The 18,530-nt window shown below is 67.3% G+C and carries 21 protein-coding genes; 10 read left to right on the top strand and 11 right to left on the bottom strand.

All coding sequences use genetic code 11. The annotated features are described in order from the left end of the window. Positions 1-180 precede the first annotated feature (180 nt). Positions 181-525, bottom strand: coding sequence for a hypothetical protein (locus AC1DES_RS04120; protein ID WP_476894400.1), 345 nt, complete (start codon positions 523-525; stop codon positions 181-183). A 209-nt stretch (positions 526-734) separates the two neighbouring features. On the opposite strand from AC1DES_RS04120, the gene AC1DES_RS04125 reads away from it, so the two are divergent. Together AC1DES_RS04125 and AC1DES_RS04130 are read left to right on the top strand one after the other, a co-directional pair. Then, positions 735-1,943: a cobalamin-independent methionine synthase II family protein gene (locus tag AC1DES_RS04125; protein WP_476894401.1), complete on the top strand. Its 1,209-nt coding sequence runs from the start codon at positions 735-737 to the stop codon at positions 1,941-1,943. A gap of 174 nt (positions 1,944-2,117) precedes the next feature. Continuing rightward, positions 2,118-2,750 (top strand): uracil-DNA glycosylase family protein, encoded by a 633-nt coding sequence (locus tag AC1DES_RS04130; protein WP_476894402.1) that lies wholly within the window; start codon positions 2,118-2,120, stop codon positions 2,748-2,750. Positions 2,751-2,906: 156 nt separating this feature from the next. Here AC1DES_RS04130 and AC1DES_RS04135 read toward each other — a convergent pair whose 3' ends face one another. The 5 genes from AC1DES_RS04135 to AC1DES_RS04155 form a co-directional block, all read right to left on the bottom strand. After that, positions 2,907-3,332, bottom strand: a complete 426-nt coding sequence (locus AC1DES_RS04135) for a DUF3151 domain-containing protein (protein WP_476894403.1) — start codon at positions 3,330-3,332, stop codon at positions 2,907-2,909. Then, positions 3,332-4,351, bottom strand: coding sequence for a class II fructose-bisphosphate aldolase (fbaA, locus tag AC1DES_RS04140; RefSeq protein WP_476894404.1), 1,020 nt, complete (start codon positions 4,349-4,351; stop codon positions 3,332-3,334). The genes AC1DES_RS04135 and fbaA overlap by 1 nt, the downstream gene beginning before the upstream one ends. 209 nt (positions 4,352-4,560) lie before the next feature. Next, a complete protein-coding gene (locus tag AC1DES_RS04145; RefSeq protein WP_476894405.1) occupies positions 4,561-5,172 on the bottom strand; it encodes an endonuclease domain-containing protein in 612 nt (203 codons plus the stop codon). Next, positions 5,157-5,492: a hypothetical protein gene (locus tag AC1DES_RS04150; RefSeq protein WP_476894406.1), complete on the bottom strand. Its 336-nt coding sequence runs from the start codon at positions 5,490-5,492 to the stop codon at positions 5,157-5,159. The genes AC1DES_RS04145 and AC1DES_RS04150 overlap by 16 nt, the downstream gene beginning before the upstream one ends. Positions 5,493-5,634: 142 nt before the next feature. After that, positions 5,635-6,309, bottom strand: coding sequence for a TrmH family RNA methyltransferase (locus AC1DES_RS04155; protein ID WP_476894407.1), 675 nt, complete (start codon positions 6,307-6,309; stop codon positions 5,635-5,637). Positions 6,310-6,376: 67 nt separating this feature from the next. Between AC1DES_RS04155 and AC1DES_RS04160 the strand changes: the two genes are divergently transcribed. After that, positions 6,377-7,231: an HAD-IIA family hydrolase gene (locus AC1DES_RS04160; RefSeq protein WP_476894408.1), complete on the top strand. Its 855-nt coding sequence runs from the start codon at positions 6,377-6,379 to the stop codon at positions 7,229-7,231. Between the two features lie 31 nt (positions 7,232-7,262). Here AC1DES_RS04160 and AC1DES_RS04165 read toward each other — a convergent pair whose 3' ends face one another. Next, positions 7,263-8,303: a thioesterase domain-containing protein gene (locus AC1DES_RS04165; protein ID WP_476894409.1), complete on the bottom strand. Its 1,041-nt coding sequence runs from the start codon at positions 8,301-8,303 to the stop codon at positions 7,263-7,265. 77 nt (positions 8,304-8,380) lie between these two features. Between AC1DES_RS04165 and AC1DES_RS04170 the strand changes: the two genes are divergently transcribed. Both AC1DES_RS04170 and AC1DES_RS04175 read left to right on the top strand, forming a co-directional pair. Next, positions 8,381-8,557, top strand: a complete 177-nt coding sequence (locus tag AC1DES_RS04170) for a hypothetical protein (protein ID WP_476894410.1) — start codon at positions 8,381-8,383, stop codon at positions 8,555-8,557. Positions 8,558-8,687: 130 nt separating this feature from the next. Beyond that, positions 8,688-9,305: a hypothetical protein gene (locus AC1DES_RS04175; RefSeq protein WP_476894411.1), complete on the top strand. Its 618-nt coding sequence runs from the start codon at positions 8,688-8,690 to the stop codon at positions 9,303-9,305. Here the strand turns inward: AC1DES_RS04175 and AC1DES_RS04180 are convergent. From AC1DES_RS04180 to pyrE, 3 genes are all read right to left on the bottom strand, one after another. After that, complete coding sequence (locus AC1DES_RS04180) at positions 9,302-9,871, bottom strand: hypothetical protein (protein ID WP_476894412.1); 570 nt, start codon at positions 9,869-9,871, stop codon at positions 9,302-9,304. The genes AC1DES_RS04175 and AC1DES_RS04180 overlap by 4 nt on opposite strands. Positions 9,872-9,966: 95 nt before the next feature. After that, on the bottom strand, positions 9,967-10,761 hold the full coding sequence (locus AC1DES_RS04185) for a GAF and ANTAR domain-containing protein (protein ID WP_476894413.1): 795 nt from the start codon (positions 10,759-10,761) through the stop codon (positions 9,967-9,969). Positions 10,762-10,859: 98 nt separating this feature from the next. Then, complete coding sequence (gene pyrE / locus AC1DES_RS04190) at positions 10,860-11,444, bottom strand: orotate phosphoribosyltransferase (RefSeq protein ID WP_476894414.1); 585 nt, start codon at positions 11,442-11,444, stop codon at positions 10,860-10,862. Between the two features lie 156 nt (positions 11,445-11,600). Between pyrE and acsA the strand changes: the two genes are divergently transcribed. The 5 genes from acsA to AC1DES_RS04215 are packed head-to-tail and all read left to right on the top strand — an operon-like array spanning position 11,601 to position 17,177. Beyond that, entirely contained in the window at positions 11,601-13,478 is a 1,878-nt protein-coding gene (acsA, locus tag AC1DES_RS04195; RefSeq protein ID WP_476894415.1) for an acetate--CoA ligase, read from the top strand. A 14-nt stretch (positions 13,479-13,492) separates the two neighbouring features. Further along, complete coding sequence (gene pdhA, locus AC1DES_RS04200; protein WP_476894505.1) at positions 13,493-14,476, top strand: pyruvate dehydrogenase (acetyl-transferring) E1 component subunit alpha; 984 nt, start codon at positions 13,493-13,495, stop codon at positions 14,474-14,476. Continuing rightward, positions 14,473-15,453, top strand: a complete 981-nt coding sequence (locus AC1DES_RS04205; protein WP_476894416.1) for an alpha-ketoacid dehydrogenase subunit beta — start codon at positions 14,473-14,475, stop codon at positions 15,451-15,453. Before pdhA ends, AC1DES_RS04205 begins: the two co-directional genes overlap by 4 nt. Next, positions 15,446-16,921, top strand: coding sequence for a 2-oxo acid dehydrogenase subunit E2 (locus tag AC1DES_RS04210; protein ID WP_476894417.1), 1,476 nt, complete (start codon positions 15,446-15,448; stop codon positions 16,919-16,921). The genes AC1DES_RS04205 and AC1DES_RS04210 overlap by 8 nt, the downstream gene beginning before the upstream one ends. A 13-nt stretch (positions 16,922-16,934) precedes the next feature. Further along, the gene (locus AC1DES_RS04215; protein WP_476894418.1) at positions 16,935-17,177 is read left to right on the top strand and encodes an acyl carrier protein; all 243 of its coding nucleotides are present in this window, start codon (positions 16,935-16,937) and stop codon (positions 17,175-17,177) included. 103 nt (positions 17,178-17,280) lie between these two features. On the opposite strand, the gene AC1DES_RS04220 is transcribed toward AC1DES_RS04215, so the two are convergent. Further along, positions 17,281-18,528 (bottom strand): FAD-dependent oxidoreductase, encoded by a 1,248-nt coding sequence (locus AC1DES_RS04220; RefSeq protein WP_476894419.1) that lies wholly within the window; start codon positions 18,526-18,528, stop codon positions 17,281-17,283. Positions 18,529-18,530 lie beyond the last annotated feature (2 nt).

Consider the following 18,530-nt stretch of genomic DNA (forward strand, 5'->3'; position numbering starts at 1 on the left):
TCTTACCACCCAAGTTTAGCCGATCGCGGTGCCGGGCACTCATTTGACCATCCACTGGACGGACGCGGGGACCGCCGGCCCGCGCGGGTCTGGGTGGGCGCCCCGGGGCCCGGGGCCCGCTGCAGCCTGCAGGCTGCAGCTCAGGGTGCAGGCTGCAGGCTGCAGGCTGCAGGCTGCACCTCAGGGTGCGGTGAACGCCAGCGCGGCTTCCGCCAGAGTTGTCCACGCCTGCGCTGAGCCGGCGGGCACTTCCACCCAGTCCCTGAAGGGACGGTTCATCCCCGACGGATCGAAGAGCTGCGCGCCGGGGAGACCGAGGGCACGGGTGTGTTCGGGCGAATCCCGGCCCAGCTTGAACGCCATCGCGTCACCGGTGAGGCAGGCGATTGCCTTCCGGTTGGCCATCAGGGCGCGTGAGCCAAAGGTCTGGCCCAGGGCAACTCCCGCGCCGGCCAGATCTGCTGCCACGCCTTCGAAGGCGTCGACGGCGGCAGGGGACTCTTTCTTCTTCATGGCGTTCGTCATAGCTGCATCATCCTCCATGACGGCCACGCCACATAGCGGGCACGACTTGCGGGACGCGCCCGCGTGGAATTAGGTGAGAGTGACCATCCCGAGCGGCCGAGGGACCTGGACCGTTGACGCCGCAGCAACCCTGCCGGACACAGCCTGCCTCTACGGCCGGCCTGGCCGGCCACGGTGCTACCGCCAGGACCGATGGAAGGAACCGTCACATGCCCCAGAACACCGACCACATCCGCGCCACCCACGCCGGATCGTTGCCCCGCACTCCTGAGTTGATCGCCGCGAACGAGGCCAAGGAAGCCGACGGCATCACACCCGAATTCCTGGACCTGCTGGAGAACTCGGTGGTGGACATCGTGCGGCGTCAGAAGGACCTCGGCATCGACATCCCCAACGACGGCGAGTACGGGCACGCCATGGCCAGCTCCGTAGACTACGGGGCCTGGTGGAACTACTCCTTCTCCCGGCTGGGCGGCCTGGAACCAACCGACGTGGACCGCTGGGCCGACGCCGCGGTGCACCGTTCCACGCCGGGGAACATCGTCCTGACCTCCTTCCCGGACCGCCGGGACCGGCAGACGTTCAATGAGGCGTACAACGACCCCTCCTCCGGAATCCTGGCCCACCGCAAAAGCGTCACCCAGCCCAAGATCGCCGGACCGCTGAGCTACACCGGCCAGGAGCTCGTGGCCTCGGACATCGCCAACCTCAAGACCGGCCTGGCGGCCGCGGGCCTGGCCGAAGGCTTCGTGGCCTCCCTCTCGCCCGGGTCCTGCGCACGCGTCGCCAACGAGTACTACAAGACTGACGAGGAGCTTCTCTACGCCTGCGCCGACGCGATGCGTGAGGAGTACAAGGCCATCATCGATGCCGGGCTGACCGTGCAGCTCGACGACCCGTCCCTCGCCGAAAGCTGGGACCAGATCAACCCCGAGCCGAGCCTGTCGGACTACCTGAAGTTCATCGAACTCCGGGTCGAGGCGACGAACTGGGCGCTCCGGGACCTTCCCCAGGACCAGATTCGGCTCCACGTCTGCTGGGGCTCGTGGCACGGCCCGCACACCACGGACATCCCCTTCGCGGACATCCTGGGTTCGGTCCTGCAGATCAACGCCGGCGGCTACTCCTTTGAGGCGGCCAACGTCCGCCACGAGCACGAATGGCGGGTCTGGGAAGACACCAAGCTCCCCGAGGGCAAGGTCATCATCCCCGGAGTTGTCTCGCACGCCACGAACGTGGTGGAACACCCGGAGCTCGTGGCGGACCGGATCGTGCGCTTCGCCGAGCTTGTGGGCCGTGAAAATGTTATTGCGTCCACGGACTGCGGTCTGGGCGGCAGGGTCCATCCACAGATCGCGTTCGCCAAGCTCGAAGCCCTCGGTGAAGGCGCCCGCCGCGCCACCAAGCGGCTCTGGTAGCGGATCCCGGAGAACCCTCGGCGCATTTCGCAGGGCTTGATAGACTGATAAGGATCGACCAGGAATCGGTCCACACCACATTTTCAACCCACACCATACTTGGCGTGCGCGTTATTCGGCGTGCCCGCGTACGGTTTGGCAGCGTTACCAATCCCGCAGGAGACTCAGCAATATATGACAGCCTTGGCCACTGAAAATTTCCGCGAACAGCTTCTGAGCCGCCGCTACGAACCTAATGTCGCAGCCGTCAATGAGCTGTGCGACACGCTCCAGGCCGCCAAAGCTGGCACCGATGTCCCCTATGTGGACCCCATGCACGACGTCGACGAGTGCCGCATCATCAGCCTGTACTCCAACATCGGAACCGCGGATGAGTCCGGCTTCATCACCGCCGGCGACGACGAGGCGGCCACCCGCATGCTCGGCGTCCAGTGGAAACTCGGCCTGCGCCCCGAGTTCGTTATGCCGTGGAACGTCCACCCGTGGCACGTTCCCGGCGAGCCCAACGGCAAGTTCACGCCGGACCAGATTTCCGCGGGCCTCAAGCCGTTGCTGAAGTTCCTGGCCCTCGTGCCCCGCGCCTCCGTGATCGTCGCCCACGGCACCGAAGCCAACCGCCTCGCGAACCTGCTCCTCAAGACCGAAGTGCCCATGATCTGGCGCCGCGGTCTCAAGACCTACAAGGTCCGCTCGCTCAGCGGCCGTGCGTTCGCCGGCACCCCGGCCCGCCAGGAGCAGTACCTCGAAGAAATGCACACGGCATACACCGACGCCATGGCCCGCACCGGTCTCGCGAAGACCAACTAGTCCCCACCCGCACCGCACCGCAAGCTCGGCCAGGGAACCCGGCGGGCGTGGGCCCACCCACCCGCACCGCACCGCAAGCGCCAACCAACGACGGCGGCGGGCGTCCACCGAAAGGTGGCCGCCCGCCGTCGTCCTTGCTGTTGGAGGCGGGGAGGGTTAGTCCCTCGCTTCGATGGCCGACTTGGCGGCGGGGTCGGAGTCCTTGAGGAACTTCTCGATCCGCTCCGGCTCCTCCGGTTCGCCGATCGCCGCCGAAGCGCGCCCCAGCGCATACAGTGCGCGCAGGAAGCCGCGGTTGGGTTCGTGCTCCCACGGGATGGGCCCGACGCCGCGCCAGCCGTTGCGGCGCAGCGAGTCCAGCCCGCGGTGGTAGCCGACCCTGGAGTAGGCGTAGGAATCGATGGTCCGGCCTTCTTTCCACGCTTCCTCGGCCAGGGTGGCCCAGAGCAGTGACGAGGTCGGGTGCTTTTCCACGAGATCCAGTGCTTCCTGGCCGGCATCCAGCGCCGCGTAGATCTCCGTCTCGGCCGGCAGGAGCGTGGGCTCGGGACCCATCAGGTTCCTGCGGAACTCGTCGGACACTAGAACGTCTTGCCGGTGGAGCCGAGCTGCTGGGCCGCCTCGACGACGCGGGCCGCGAGGCCGGCCTCGGCGGAGGCGCCCCAGACGCGGGGATCGTAGAGCTTCTTGTTGCCGACCTCGCCGTCGACCTTGAGCACGCCGTCGTAGTTACGGAACATGTGGTCTACCACCGGACGCGTGTAGGCGTACTGGGTGTCGGTGTCGATGTTCATCTTGATGACGCCGAAGGAGACGGCGTCGGCGATTTCCTTCTCGGAGGAACCGGAGCCGCCGTGGAAGACGAGGTCGAACGGGCTGGTCTTGCCGATCTTGGCGCCCACCTGCTCCTGGATGTCCTTGAGGATCTCCGGGCGCAGCTTCACGCCGCCGGGCTTGTACACGCCGTGGACGTTGCCGAAGGTCAGTGCGGTGATGTAGCGCCCGTTCTCGCCGGAGCCAAGGGCGTCGATCGTTGCCAGTGCGTCTTCGACTGTGGTGTAGAGCTTGTCATTGATGGCGTTCTCGACGCCGTCTTCCTCGCCGCCGACCGTGCCGATCTCAACTTCGAGGATCATCTTTGCGGCCGCGGTGCGCTCAAGCAGTTCGCGGGCAATGCGCAGGTTCTCGGTCAGGGTTTCGGCGGAGCCGTCCCACATGTGCGAGTTGAACAGCGGGTTCCGGCCGGCCTTGACCTCGGCCTCGGACGCGGCAAGCAGCGGCAGGACAAAGCCGTCCAGCTTGTCCTTCGGGCAGTGGTCCGTGTGCAGGGCGATGTTGACGCCGTAGTTCTTGGCGACCTCGCGGGCGAAGGCGGCGAAGCCCAGGGAGCCGGCAACCATATCCTTGGTGGAGGCGCCGGACCAGTAGGCGGCACCGCCGGTGGAGACCTGGACGATGCCGTCGGACTCGGCCTCGGCGAAGCCGCGCAGGGCCGCGTTGAGCGTCTGGGAGGACGTGACGTTGACGGCCGGGAATGCGAAGCCGCCCGTCTTTGCGCGGTCGATCATCTCGGAGTAGATCTCTGGGGTTGCAATGGGCATGCTGACTCCTAAAGTGAATTTCGTCTACGGGCTGGTGATCCTGGAGGGAACCTCGTCGGCTAGGAACTATCCTAGCCATTCCTGAGCCGGGGCTGTGTGTCCGGTCACTAGCCCGCTGTAACACTCGCGTCCGACCAGGCCCGGGACCCCGTGGTTCCGTCGAGTTTGCATTTCACAGCAATGATGCGCAAGGACATTGCCGTGAAATGTCAACTGGCGCGCCAGCCCCGGCTCTCCAGGGCGGCACGGACTTTGCGCACGACGGCGGGACGGTCCCCAGCGAGGTCGTCCTTGGACACCCGCACCTCAAACCAGCCATGCTCCCGTGTCACCGATTCGCGGCGAATGTCCCTCAGGTACTGCTCAGGGCGGGCGTGGCCGGCTCCGTCGTACTGGATGGAGATCCGCCATTCCACGTATGCCGCATCCGGCCACAGCACCGGGGCGCCGTGCACTCCTAACAGCACGTAATTAAGTTCCGGCTCGGGCAGCCCTGCCCGGACCAAGGCCAGGCGCAGGGCGGTTTCGGGTGGGGAATCGGCACCCACCCGGATGAGCTCGACCGCAGCCCGCGCCTTCCGCACGCCGCGGTTTCCAGGGTGCCGCTCCACCATGGACCGCAACTCCTCGATGCTGCACAAGGCCTTCCGGGGGGAGGGAAACTCACGCCCGTGCTCGCAGACCAGGGAATCGCCGGCAGTGACAAGGTCTTCGATGCTAAGTACAGAGGCCAGGTCCAGCCAGGTGCGGGCCGGCGAGGTCAGCCGGACGCCGTCGAGCTCCACCACTTCATCTGGAAGGAGCCTCAGCTGGTGTCCCACGACGTTGACCCGCCGTGGCGTGCTGCCGCCCCGGCGCCGGGCGAGGTGGATGCGCCAGTCCGCCTGGAGCCAGCCAGGCAGGGTGCGTCCCAGAGGCGAGCCGCCGAGCCGAAACTGAGGATGGACTCGTCGTCGAGGTCGGTATAGGCCCGCAGGGCGGCTGCTCCAGCGGCGGCAGAGTCCGTGGGGACACGGATGCCGCGAGACACGGTCAGTAGATCCCGCGCCGCGGTTCGGGTGCGGGTGACACCGGCTTTGTCCGAGGCGCGCAGCGAGAACGATCCGGTTGTCAGATGGAGCGGAAGCGGTGCCCTGCGCATGGCCAATTGTTGCTGCTTACGCTACGTCCCGGGCGAGTTATCCACACCCCGGGGTCCTCCAGCGCATCGAGTTGGCATTTGGCGACAGTGTTCCGCGATAACACTGCCGTGAAATGCCAACTGGGCCGGACTCTTGGGAGCACTACCCCGGGAGCTGGCCGAATACGTGTCGGCGGATCCAGGCGTGCATCGCGATGGCAGCGGCCGAGGCGGCATTCATCGAGCGTGTGGACCCGAACTGCTCGATCGACAGCGTCGCGAGAGCGGCCTCGTGAACCTCCGGGGTCAGGCCCGGGCCCTCCTGCCCGAACACCAGCACGCAGTCTTTGGGCAGTTCATAAGTCTCCAGCGGGACCGAGTCCGGGAAGATGTCGATCCCGATGATCGCCAGCCCCTCCCCCTGCGCCCAAGCCACGAAGTCCTCGACGGTCGGGTGGTGGCGGACGTGCTGGTAGCGGTCGGTGACCATGGCCCCGCGGCGGTTCCACCGGCGCCGGCCGATGATGTGCACTTCCTTGGCCAGGAACGCATTCGCGGTGCGGACCACGGTGCCGATGTTAAGGTCGTGCTGCCAGTTTTCGATGGCGATGTGGAAATTGTGCCGGCGTGAGTCCAGATCCGCCACGATTGAGTCGTGCTTCCAGTACCGGTATTTGTCCACCACGTTGCGCCGGTCCCCGTCCGCCAGCAGGTCCGGGTCCCAGTGGTCTCCCCGCGGCAGTTCGCCTTCCCAGGGGCCGACGCCGACTTCCGCTTTCGGCTCCGTCCCGCCGTCCGCGGGAAGGGGGACTTCGCTGGAGGTCTCGGGTTCAGTCACCACTCAACATTAGACTTAGGACGCAGGAAGCGGCACATCATCGGCGGAGGACATCATGGCGGAGCAAATGGCGGATCAAGCGGCGGACCACAGGGCAGGTTCAGACGACGTGCGCTCATCGGCCTCGGTGTACCGCAGCGGCCAGGAAATCGAATGCTGGCTGACGGACATGGACGGCGTCCTGGTCCATGAGAACCAGCCCATCCCGGGCGCCGCCGAGCTGATCCAGCGCTGGGTGGACACGTCCAAGCGGTTCCTGGTCCTGACCAACAATTCCATCTTCACGCCGCGTGACCTCGCCGCCCGGCTGAGCTCGTCGGGCCTGGAAATCCCGGAGGAGAACATCTGGACCTCGGCCCTGGCCACGGCCCAGTTCCTCAAGGACCAGGTGCGGGGCTCGGACTCCGGCAACCGCGCCTACACGATCGGCGAGGCAGGGCTCACAACGGCGCTGCATGAGGCAGGGTTCATCCTCACCGACCAGAACCCGGACTTCGTGGTGCTCGGCGAGACCCGCACCTACTCCTTTGAAGCCATCACCATGGCGATCCGCCTGATCCTCGCCGGCGCCCGCTTCATCGCCACGAACCCGGACGCCACCGGCCCGTCCAAAGACGGCCCCATGCCGGCCACCGGCGCCATCGCGGCCCTGATCACCAAGGCGACCGGCCGCGAACCGTACATTGTGGGCAAGCCGAACCCGATGATGTTCCGCTCGGCGATGAACCAGATCGATGCCCACTCTGAGACGACGGCCATGATCGGCGACCGCATGGACACCGACATCATCGCCGGCATGGAAGCCGGGCTGCACACGGTGCTGGTGCTCAGCGGCATCACGCACCGGGACGACATCGCCGCGTACCCGTTCCGGCCCAACCAGATCCTGAACTCCGTGGCGGACTTGAAGAACCAGATCTAGCCGACGGCCCGCCGGTTCGGTCGGCGAGGATTCAGACGGCCGTCCGCTTCCCGCCGCCGGCCGGCAGGGGGAAGAGCTCGTCCTGCAGTTTGTCGATGATGGGCCCGTAGACGGACGGGCTCCAGCCCGGGCTGGCGTGCTCCGGCCGGGCGCCGTCGGTGCGCAGGTTGTCGGAGGCCATGTTGGCCTGGAAGGTCAGTGACCACGAGTCGCGGGCGGTCTCGTAGTCCACAGTCTTGTCCCGGGGATTGCCGATGAAGGCCATCTTGGTGGCTCCGAGCATTCCCACGAACCGGCTGACATCGAAATGGTAGATGTAGGCGGACTCGGACTGGATCAGCACACTTGAGGGCGCGATCGGGGACAGCTGCTCGAGGGTCTGGTCCAGGATCTGGCTCCAGCTGCGCTCGTCCTTGTGCAGCATCCGCTCGCCCAGCTCGTAACCGCCGCGCAGCACCGACGGGAACCGGAATCCGCTCTCGTAGAGGAAAACCACCCCCTCGAACCAGCTCTGGTCCAGCACGTCGTTCCGGCTGGCGGGGCTCGAGTCGAGGAGGATGAGCGCGACTTCGACGCCGTGGAGCTCACGGAGGCGGGCGGCCACCTGGGTGGCCACCATGCCGCCGAAGCTGTGGCCGTAGAAGTAGAGCGTGGTCAGCTTGCGGGCGCGCACATGTTCGATCACGGCGATCACGATCCGGTCGATGTCCAGCCCGTCGTTGGAGTACCCGACGGCAGCGAGCTGGCCCCTCTGGTTCAGCGACCCGCGCAGGGCGTTCAGGATCCACTGGGCCTCCTCCCAGCTCGTCTTGTAGCCGGGAAACAGGATCCAGCTCGCGTAGGGGAAATACCGTTCGGCAACGTCATCCGGGACTGTGAGGACCTTGTTGACGCGGCGCTCTTCCTGGACCCTCCGGGTGTAGAGCATGTCCGCGGCGAGCAGCGAGGCGGACCCCGCACCGATCAGGAAGGTCCGCCGCGAAAACCTCTTGAGGTCGACGGCGTGCCGAAGCAAACGGGCCTCGGCAGAGCCGGGTCCGCGCCCATCGTCTGCTTCCGTCTTACGCGGCACATCCCTACCGTATCCACAGCCGGGCAGCTATCAGAAACGGATCAGGACCCAATCCGCGCGGCAGCTGCCATAGCACTGTGCCAGCAGCAGACCGGCAGCTTCTGGCCAAGGCAATGGAAGCATCGCGAAGCGCAAAGGCCGCGGCACCGGGCCTGCCGTCACCAACGGGGACCTTCGACCCTGTGACGCTCCCGCTTGAAGAGGCCACGGTGTTGCAGGAGGCCATAGCGGGGAAGCCGATTCTCGGCGGGTGATGTCTGCAGACGCGCTGCCACCGGGGAGGTCCCCGTATGAAGGAGGTTCCTGATGAGTGCGCCCCCGGCACAACCGCCTGAACAGAACTTCGCAAGATCGGCTGACTCTCAGCTGCTTGTGGATCGATTCTTGCCAAAGTACGACCTCTCGATCGTGCACGCAGACGTTGTACGGGCACCGTCTATCGAGTGCTACGCGGCGGCCTGCGAGCTGGACCTTTTCCAGGCCCCGCTGGTTCGCACCCTGATCGGCATCCGGGGACTCCCGCAGCGCCTGGCGGGCACTCTTAAGGGACGAGGGAAGAGAACCGTCCCGGGAACTCCTCAACTTACGTTCCGGCTCAAGGACATGGTCGATCTGGGGTGGATTCTGCTCGGCGAGACACCCGGTAAGGAGATGGTCCTTGGCCAGGTGAGCCGCCCCTGGAAATCGGTTGCGGCCACCACCGGTGCACCGGCCACTCCAGAGAAGTTCACCAGCTTCGACGAACAGGGTTTCGCCAGGATTGCCACCAGCCTCAGGATCGATCCCTACGGGACAGGTTCATCGATCCTGACGGTGGAGACGCGTGTCGCCACCACGGACGACAAGAGCCGCCGCCGGTTCAGGCGCTACTGGCTGCTCATTGGTCCCTTTAGCTCGCTCATCCGTCGGATGGCTTTGCGCCTGCTCGCGAAAGAGTTACGGCAATCGGTGCGCGGCAGACCGAACGTCGGCGGAGGCACTCAGGTGCAGGTTCGGGACTAGGCAGGTTCTGGCTCGGCGCGTATTTCACGCCGGCTGATCTCGAGGCCGATCTCGTCGTAGGTTGCCAGCAGTTCCGTGCGGGCCATGTCGGCGGGGTTGTCGAGCATGCCGAAGACCGAGTCGCTGGCCTCCAGCAGTTCGTCGTCGGAATATCGGGTGAGCGGACGCGTGCCTGTGGTGTCGACGGATGCCATGAAGTCGCCGGACAGATCGAGCGTCTGCAGGACAAGGGTGGAGTCATTGCGGTGCGGATTCAGCTCGAGGGAGACCCCGGAGCCGGCCGTGAACCCACTGGAGAGGTTGAGCCCACTGGAGATATCGGCCTGGATAGACCCGCCGTCGACCGCGTTGAGGTCGTTGCGGAGGCCCGACAGCGCCGATGACTCCACGAAGGCGGCCCGGCCGAGGTCGACGCGGATGTGGGAGGTGATGCCCATGCGCCGGACACGCTGAATAGTGTGCACCAGGGAGGGTCGGGAGTTCTGCGTGAGGCTTCCCCGGACATCGATCCGGACAACATCGGACGTGATGTCGAGTTTGACATGGGCTTGCAGTGTCTGGTCCATAGGTACTCCAAAAAAGGGTGTCTATGGCCGACGGCTCAACCTCATTCAGCGTAACGGCGGCTAAGGGCTCGCACAAGTCATAGGCTGCTGCCGGTTCAGACCGCCTCTTTGCGGTTCGGTTCTTCGAAGTGCGTCCGCGTCCCGGCGCCACCGACAGACTGCACCAGCGATGCGGCGATTTCCCGCAGCTTCACGTTGCCGTTGCTGGACGCGTCGGTGAGGATCCGGACGGCGGTTTCCTGGTTGCAGCGGTTCTGCGCCATGACGATCCCGATCGCCATGTCGATGATGGTGCGTGATTCGAGCGTGGCCCGCAAATTCGTGGCACTGTCGGTGTGCAAGGAGAAGCGCACAGCCAGGCGCAGCGCCTGGGAGATTTCACGGGTGTAGCCGCGGGCACGGGCGGCGACATCGCCGTCGAACTTGCGCGGTACATCGGAGTACAGGTTCAGTGCCGCCTGGGCTTCACCCTGGAGATGGAACGGGACAGACAACACCGAGCGCAACCCGTGCGAAGCAACGGCGTTGGCGTAGTCAGGACCCCACCGGTCTTCATCGAAGAGGTCCGGGACATAGACTTCCCGTTCCTCCTTGGCAGCGGTCAGGCAGGGGCCCTGGGACAGGGAGTACTGGATCTCGTCGACTTCCCGGGCGGAATCGCTGCTCCAGCCGATAGTGGCGGCCTTGCGGTCCCTCAGCAGCGTGATCCCGCACAGTGCGTCATCGCCGGAGCCTGCAACCTGGTGCGCGGAAAACCGCGCGAGCTCGTTCAGGAATTCTTCGAAGTCCGCGCTGTCCAGGATCAGGTTCTGGATCTGGTCGACAGTACTCAGCGCGGATTCAGTGCTCAGGATTTCTCCAACACTTAGGGACTGATCGGACGGGAGCATGGCGCGTGTTCTCCAGGTGCAGGAACTGACGGGTATTTAAGAAAATGGTAGGTCACCGTCCTGCACCCGTCCACACGTGTCAGCCGCAGGTGAAATCGCTAGCTCAGGCCGAGCTCGTCCTTGCCGAACGCGAAGAGGTAGGGGACGCCGGCCTCAGCTTCGATTTTTTCCTTCGCACCGGTGTCACGGTCCACGATCACGGCGACGGCGACCACGTTGCCGCCGGCCTTGCGGACGCCCTCGACGGCGGTCAGCGCGGAGCCGCCGGTGGTGGATGTGTCTTCCAGGACCAGGACGTTGCGGCCCTCGACCGAGGGGCCCTCCACCTGGCGGCCCATGCCATAGGACTTCTGCGTTTTCCGGACCACGAAGGCATCCACCGGACGGCCCGCATCCACGGCTGCATGCATGACGGCGGTGCCCACCGGGTCTGCCCCCATGGTGAGTCCGCCGGCGCATTCGAAGCCAATCCCGGCGTCGTCCATCATTGCGAGCATGACCTGGCCCACCAGTTTGGCGGCCTCGTGGTGCAGGGTGATCCGGCGCAGGTCGATGTAGTAGTCGGCCTCGGCACCGCTGGAGAGGATGACCTTGCCGCGCACGACGGCCAGTTCCTTGATCAGTTCCAGAAGTCGGGCGCGGGCGGCAGCGGTGGCAGAAGCAGAGTCAAGGGTGGCAGTCATGGGACCCAGTTTAGTGTCTGGTTCGCGGTGGTTCCGCAGATGTCGAAAGCCTCGGAAGATTCCTCCCGGCCCTGTTTCACGGGCCCTTCCCTACGGGCTTTCCACACGGGCCTTTCTGCCCTAGGCAGCACGGGCGGGCGGGAGTCCGATGGAACCATGACCGCCGGAACCGAACCATCGACCCGCTGGCCTGCGATCCCCAAGGATGTCGGCAGCTTCCGGATCCGGCCGAACCTGGTGGACTACGACGCGGCGTGCGCCGCCTTCACGTGGGATGAGGCCCGGCGGGATCTGTCCGGGCTCCCCGGCGGCCGCGGCGTCAACATCGCCTACGAGGCCGTGGACCGGCATGCCACCGGCGAGCGCGCCGGCCGCGAGGCGTTGCGCTTTGTCCGTGCGGACGGCAGCACCCATTCACTCAGTTACGCGGAGCTGGCCGAGCAGACCAACCGCTTCGCGAACGTTTTGCGCAGCCTCGGCGTCGGCCGCGGGGAACGGGTGTTCTCCCTGACGGGCCGCAGCCCGGCGCTGTACGTCGCGGTGCTCGGCACGCTCAAGAACGCCAGCGTCTTCTGCCCGCTTTTCTCGGCTTTCGGCCCGGAGCCGGTCCGGCAGCGCCTGCACCTGGGATCGGGCCGGGCGCTGGTGACGACGCGGGCGCTGTACCGCCGGAAGATCGCCCCGCTCCGCGACTCGCTCCCGGACCTGCGGCATGTCCTGCTGACCGACGCCGGCGGCAGCCCGGAACCAGGCACACTCGACCTCGCCGCGCTCATGCAGGACGCTCCGCCGAACGGGGACATCGCGGCCACCCAGGCGGAGGATATGGCCCTGCTGCACTTCACGAGCGGCACCACGGGCACGCCTAAGGGCGCCATCCACGTACACGACGCCGTCACGGCCCACCACGCAACCGGAAGCTTCGCTTTGGACCTGCACCCGGAGGACGTCTACTGGTGTACCGCCGATCCGGGCTGGGTCACCGGGACCTCCTACGGCGTGATCGCGCCCCTGTGCCACGGGATTACCACCATCGTGGACGAGGAGGAGATGGACGCGGACCGGTGGTACCGGATCCTCGCAGAACAGCACGTCACGGTCTGGTACACGGCCCCGACGGCCTTGCGGATGCTGATGAAGGCCGGGGCCGGCCGGGCCGCGGGCCACGATCTCTCGGCCCTGCGCTTTGTCGCGAGCGTCGGCGAGCCGCTCAACCCCGAGGTGGTGCTGTGGGGCCGGGAGGCCTTCGGGCAGCCGGTGCACGACAACTGGTGGCAGACCGAAACGGGCGGCATCATGATTTCCAACTACGCGGCCACGGAAATCCGGCCGGGGTCCATGGGACGGCCGCTGCCCGGCGTCGAAGCGGCCATCGTGGCGCGGGACGAGCACGACAAACCGGTCCTCCGCGACGGCGGAGCGGTGCTCGTGACGGACCCGGACGCGGTGGGCGAGCTTGCGCTCCGGCCCGGCTGGCCCTCCATGTTCCGCGGCTACCTGCATGAGGAAGAGCGCTACCGCCGCTGCTTCGTGGGCGGCTGGTACCTTACCGGCGACCTCGCGAAGCGCGACGCTGACGGCTACTACTGGTTTGTCGGCCGGGGTGACGACGTCATCAAGTCCTCCGGACACCTGATCGGCCCCTTCGAGGTGGAAAGCTCCCTTATGGAGCACGAGGCCGTGGCCGAGGCCGGCGTGATCGGTGTCCCGGACCCCGTGGCCGGCGAGGTTGTCAAAGCCTTCGTGGAGCTCCGACCCGGCTGGGAACCGTCCGAGGAGCTGCAGCTGGACATCATCGGATTCGCCCGCAAGCGCCTGGGGCCGGCCGTGGCACCCCGGCTGCTGGACTTCACTACGGCCCTGCCCAAGACCCGCAGCGGCAAAATCCTCCGGCGCCTGCTCAAGGCCCGCGAACTCGGGCTGCCGGAGGGTGACACGTCCACCATTGAATCCCCGCCGGAAGCGCCGCCGCCGAACCCTGCACCGACGAGCCCTGCGCCGCCGGAGACGCCGGCACAGGAGGCACGGCCGTGACCGGCCCCCTGGGCATGCCCGGAAGCAGCGTGGACCCGGAACACGGGCGGCACCTGCTGCTGCAGATGCTCCGGGTGCGGCAGCTCGAAGAGAAATGCGTCGAGCTGTACAGCGCCGCCAAAATCCGCGGCTTCCTGCACGTCTACATCGGTGAGGAAGCTGTCGCGGCGGGCGTCCTGGAGTCCTTGTCGCCGGAAGACGCCGTCGTCGCCACGTACCGGGAGCACGGCCACGCTTTGCTGCGCGGCGTGGCTCCCGGGGCGATCCTGGCCGAGATGTACGGCTACCTCGAAGGTTGCTGCCGCGGCCGCGGTGGCTCCATGCACCTTTTCGACGCCGCGACCCGGTTTTTCGGCGGGAACGCAATCGTCGCTGGGGGCCTGCCACTCGCCGTCGGGCTGGCGCTCGCGGACAAGATGGCGGGACGCTCCAACGTCACCGCGTGCTTTTTCGGCGAGGGCGCCGTCGCGGAGGGTGCATTCCACGAGAGCCTCAATCTGGCCGCGCTCTGGCAGCTGCCCGTGCTGTTCTGCTGCGAGAACAATCTGTACGCCATGGGGACCGCCCTGGTCCGCTCCGAATCGCAGACGGATATCGCACTTAAAGCCGCCGCCTACGAGATCGCGGCCTGGGCCGTGGACGGCATGGATGTCCTCGCCGTCGAAGAGGCCGCGCGCCGCGCGGTGGACGGCGTCCGTTCCGGCGGCGGACCGCATTTCCTTGAGCTGCGGACCTACCGCTTCCGTGCCCACTCGATGTTCGATCCCGAACGGTACCGGGAGAAGGCCGAGGTGGCCAAGTGGATTGAGCGGGATCCCATCGGGCTGCTCCGCGCCAGGATGGAGGCGGCAGGCCAGCTCACGGGACCCGAGTGGGAGCAACTGCAGGCGGGCGCGCAGGCGGAAATCGCCGCCGCCGTCGACTTCGCCGAAGCCGGGACGCTGGAGCCGGTGGAGGATCTCACGCGCTTCGTCTACAGCGAGCGGAAGGCGCCATGAAATCCAGCTTCCGTGAGGCCCTTCGGGCAGGAATCCGCGACGCGATGCTCCGCGACGGGCGGGTTTTCCTCATGGGCGAGGATGTGGGCGCCTACGGCGGATCGTTCGCGGTCAGCCTCGGGTTGCTGGAGGAGTTCGGACCGGACCGCATCCGGGACACCCCGCTGTCCGAGTCAGGCTTTGTCGGCGCCGGCGTTGGGGCCGCGCTCGGCGGCATGCGGCCCATCGTGGAGATCATGACCGTCAATTTCAGCCTCCTGGCCCTGGACCAGATCGTGAACAACGCCGCTTCCCTGCTGCACATGTCCGGCGGACAGTTCCACGTCCCGCTGGTCATCCGGATGACGACGGGAGCCGGACGCCAGCTGGGCGCCCAGCACTCGCACAGCCTTGAGGGCTGGTACGCGCACATTCCTGGCCTGCGGATCCTCGCCCCGGCCACCCTCGAGGATGCCCGCGGGATGCTGTGGACGGCGCTGGAGGACCCCGATCCCGTGTTGATCTTTGAGCACGGCTCGCTCTACAACGTGCCGGGTGAACTCGCCGACGACGCCGGCCCCGTGGACATCGACACCGCGGCCATCCGGCGGCCCGGCAACGACATCTCACTCATCACTTACGGCGGTACGCTTCCCGTAACGCTCGAAGCGGCCGATCAGCTCGCGGGCGAGGGCATCGACGCCGAGGTCCTGGACCTGCGCACCCTGCGCCCGCTCGACGACGCCGCCATCCTCGCCTCCGTGGGCAAGACCCACCGCGCCGTCGTGGTCGACGAGGGATGGCGCAGCGGGAGTATCTCCGCCGAAATCAGCGCCCGGATCTCCGAGCACGCGTTCTTCGACCTCGACGCCCCCGTGGGCCGGGTCTGCAGCGCCGAGGTGCCGATCCCCTATTCCAAGCACCTGGAACTGGCCGCCCTGCCTTCCGCGGCGCGGATTGTCGCCGCGGCCAAGGAGGCGGCGGGCACCCGTGGGTGACTTCCTGATGCCCTCGCTCGGGGCCGACATGGAGCACGGCAAGCTCGTCGAGTGGCTCGTCAAGCCCGGCGACTACGTGCGGCGCGGGGATCTGGTGGCGGTTGTGGACACGGACAAGACCGTCATGGACGTGGAGTCTTTCCAGGAGGGCGTCGTCGCGGATTTGCTGGTCGGCATCGGCGAGACGGTCCCGGTGGGCACGCCGCTGGCCCGGATCACGCAGACGCCGGCCGAGGTCACGCCACCGGTCCACGAGGCGGCGCCGTCCCGGGCGCCCGCCGCCCACGCGGGCAGGAAACCAGCGAAAGCAACAGTCAAGGCCGCGGCCCCGCCTGCCCTGGTTGTTCCTGCTGCTGTCCCCTCTGCTGTACCGTCTGCGGTACCGCCGGCTGTACCGTCTGGCCCTGGGCCGGAGGCGGCCGCTCCGATTGCGCCGCCGGTCCGGCATCTCGCGCACCGGCTCGGCGTCGATACCGGCAGGATCCAGGGCACCGGCAAGGACGGGGCCATCACGCGGGCCGACGTGGAGCACGCCGCCGCCCGGCCCGTCGGCCGGATTCGCTCCTCGCCCCGGGCCCGCAGGCTCGCCGCCGGGCTCGGCCTCGACCTCGGCGCCGTCGTCGGCACCGGCCCGCAAGGCGCCGTGACGGAGTCAGACGTGCAGCATGCCGCGGCCCACGCCGAAGCGGCCCGCCTGCCTATCCCGGGACTGGAGGCGCCCGGGACACCGGGACCTGAGGCGCCCCGGGCCGGGGAACCGGCAGCGGAGCCGGGTGCGGAGAAAGCATCGGAGGCCCGCCAGCGGGTGGCGAGTCTGCGCCGCGCCATCGGCGCCCTGATGTCGCGTTCGAAGAAGACCATCCCGCATTACTATCTGAGCATGACGCTGGACCTGCGGGCCGCCGTCGGCTGGATGCAGACCGTCAATGCCCAACGGCCGGTGACCGCGCGGCTGGTCCCGTCTGCGCTCCTGCTCAAGGCCGCGGCGCTGGCGGCCAGGGATGTCCCGGAGGTCAACGGTTTCTACGACGACGGCGGGTTCCGGCCGAGCAGCGCGGTGCATCTGGGCGTCGCGGTCGCCCTGCGCCAGGGCGGCCTGGTGGCGCCGGCGATCCACGACGCCGATACCCTGCCCCTGGACGTGCTGATGGAACAGCTACGGGACCTCGTCAGCCGGGCCCGGGCCGGCCGGCTGCAGCGTGCCGAAATGGCCGATCCGACCCTGACCGTAACCAATCTCGGGGACCTCGGCGTGGACAGCGTCTACGGCGTGATCTACCCGCCGCAGGTCGCGATGGTCGGCTTCGGACGGGTGGTGGAACAGCCGTGGGCGCAGAACGGGCTTCTCGGCGTCCGGCACGCCGTGATCGCCACGCTATCGGCGGACCATCGGGTCAGCGACGGGCTGCGCGGCGGGCGCTATCTCGCCCGTATCGAGGAGCTGCTGCAGGACCCCGAGTCACTGTGAAACCGGAGGAGAGATGAACGAACAGGACGCCCGCGCGGCAGTGCATGCCGCCCTCGGCAAGGTCGCGCCGGACGTGGATCTGGCCGACGTGGATGAGGACGCCCGGTTGCGGCAGGACCTGGAACTCGATTCCCTGGATTTCCTGCGGCTCGTCGAAACCATCGACACCGCCACCGGTGTTGACATTCCCGAACGCGACTACCCGGCGGTGGCCACCGTCAAAGGCCTGATCGGGTACCTCGCCACGCACGGCTGACCCCATCGACTGCTCCGTAATCGCCCTTTTGGAGGCTCTAAAGGGCGGTTTTGGAGCAATCAACGAGGGGGTGGCTGGCCGTTGCCTCTTGCCACTTGCCTGGCTAGGGTTGCGGCCGCGGCTCGGCTCGGCGGGCGAATGCGGGCGCGTGTTCGGGGCGGGGGCCGAAGGCGATGAACCGCGGGACAATGCTGCGGACGGCCGGGACATGCTGCGCCGCGTACAGCAGGGCAGGAGGCACGCCGGACCGTTTGCCTGTCATGAGGGGCGAGAACAGCACGCGGTGCATGATCCGCTGGACGGCCTGCACGACGACGGTGGGCATGCGCCGCCGTCGTTCCACGCATTCCAGGTCCTCAGCGCTCACCTGGCCGCGCAGCAGTGCGGGGGCGAGGCATTCCGCTGCGGCCACGGCGTCCTGGATGGCGAGGTTGATGCCGACGCCGCCGGCGGGGGACATGGCGTGGGCGGCGTCGCCGATGCAGAGCAGGCCGTTGATATGCCAGGAGTGCAGCCGGTCCATGCGGACGTCGAGCCAGTGCAGGTCCTCCAGCGAAGTGATGGCATCCACGCGGTCAGCGAGGTCCGGCCGGAGTGCCGCGATCCGTTCACGGAACCGGCCAAGGCCCTCGGACCGGATTCTGGCGTCCGTACCCTTGGGTGCGAGGTAGCCCATTTGGTAGTAATCGTTCCGGAACAGGGCCAGCAGGGCCTCCCCCCGGCCGAACGCCGGAACCACGCCCGCGACCTGGCCTTGCTCGGAGGCCTGGCGGGGCAGCCTGAACCACCAAGTGTCAAACGGGACCGGGAACACTTTCGGCGCCAGTCCGGCGGCGGCGCGGAGCGCGGAGTGGCGTCCGTCCGTGGCGATGACGAGGTCGGCCAGGAGCTCGTCCTCGGTCCCGTCCGGGGCCCTGAAGCGGATGCCCCGTACGCGGCCGCCGTTGCGGACCAGTCCCGTGGCGGTGTGGCTCATCAGCAGTGTGAAAGCGGGCTCCTGGGAGGCGGCATCCGCCAGGAAATTCAGGAAGTCCCATTGCGGCATCATGGCCACGTAGTTGTAGGGCGGGCGGAGGGCGTCGAAGTTGCCCATGGTGATGGGCGGTCCGCCGGACACGGGGAAGGCCACGTTGCTCAGCCGGCTTTGCGGGAGCCGGCGGAATTCCGCCCCGAGGCCGAGCTCGTCAATGAGGCGGATCGTGGAGGCGTGCACCGTGTCGCCGCGGAAGTCCCGGAGGAAGTCGGCGTGTTTTTCCAGCACCGTCACGTTTACGCCGGCGCGTGCCAGCAGCAGGCCGAGCATCATCCCGGCGGGGCCGCCGCCCACCACCGCGCATCCGGTCTTCTCCATGG

The sequence above is a fragment of the Arthrobacter sp. 05T442 genome, from assembly GCF_056395945.1.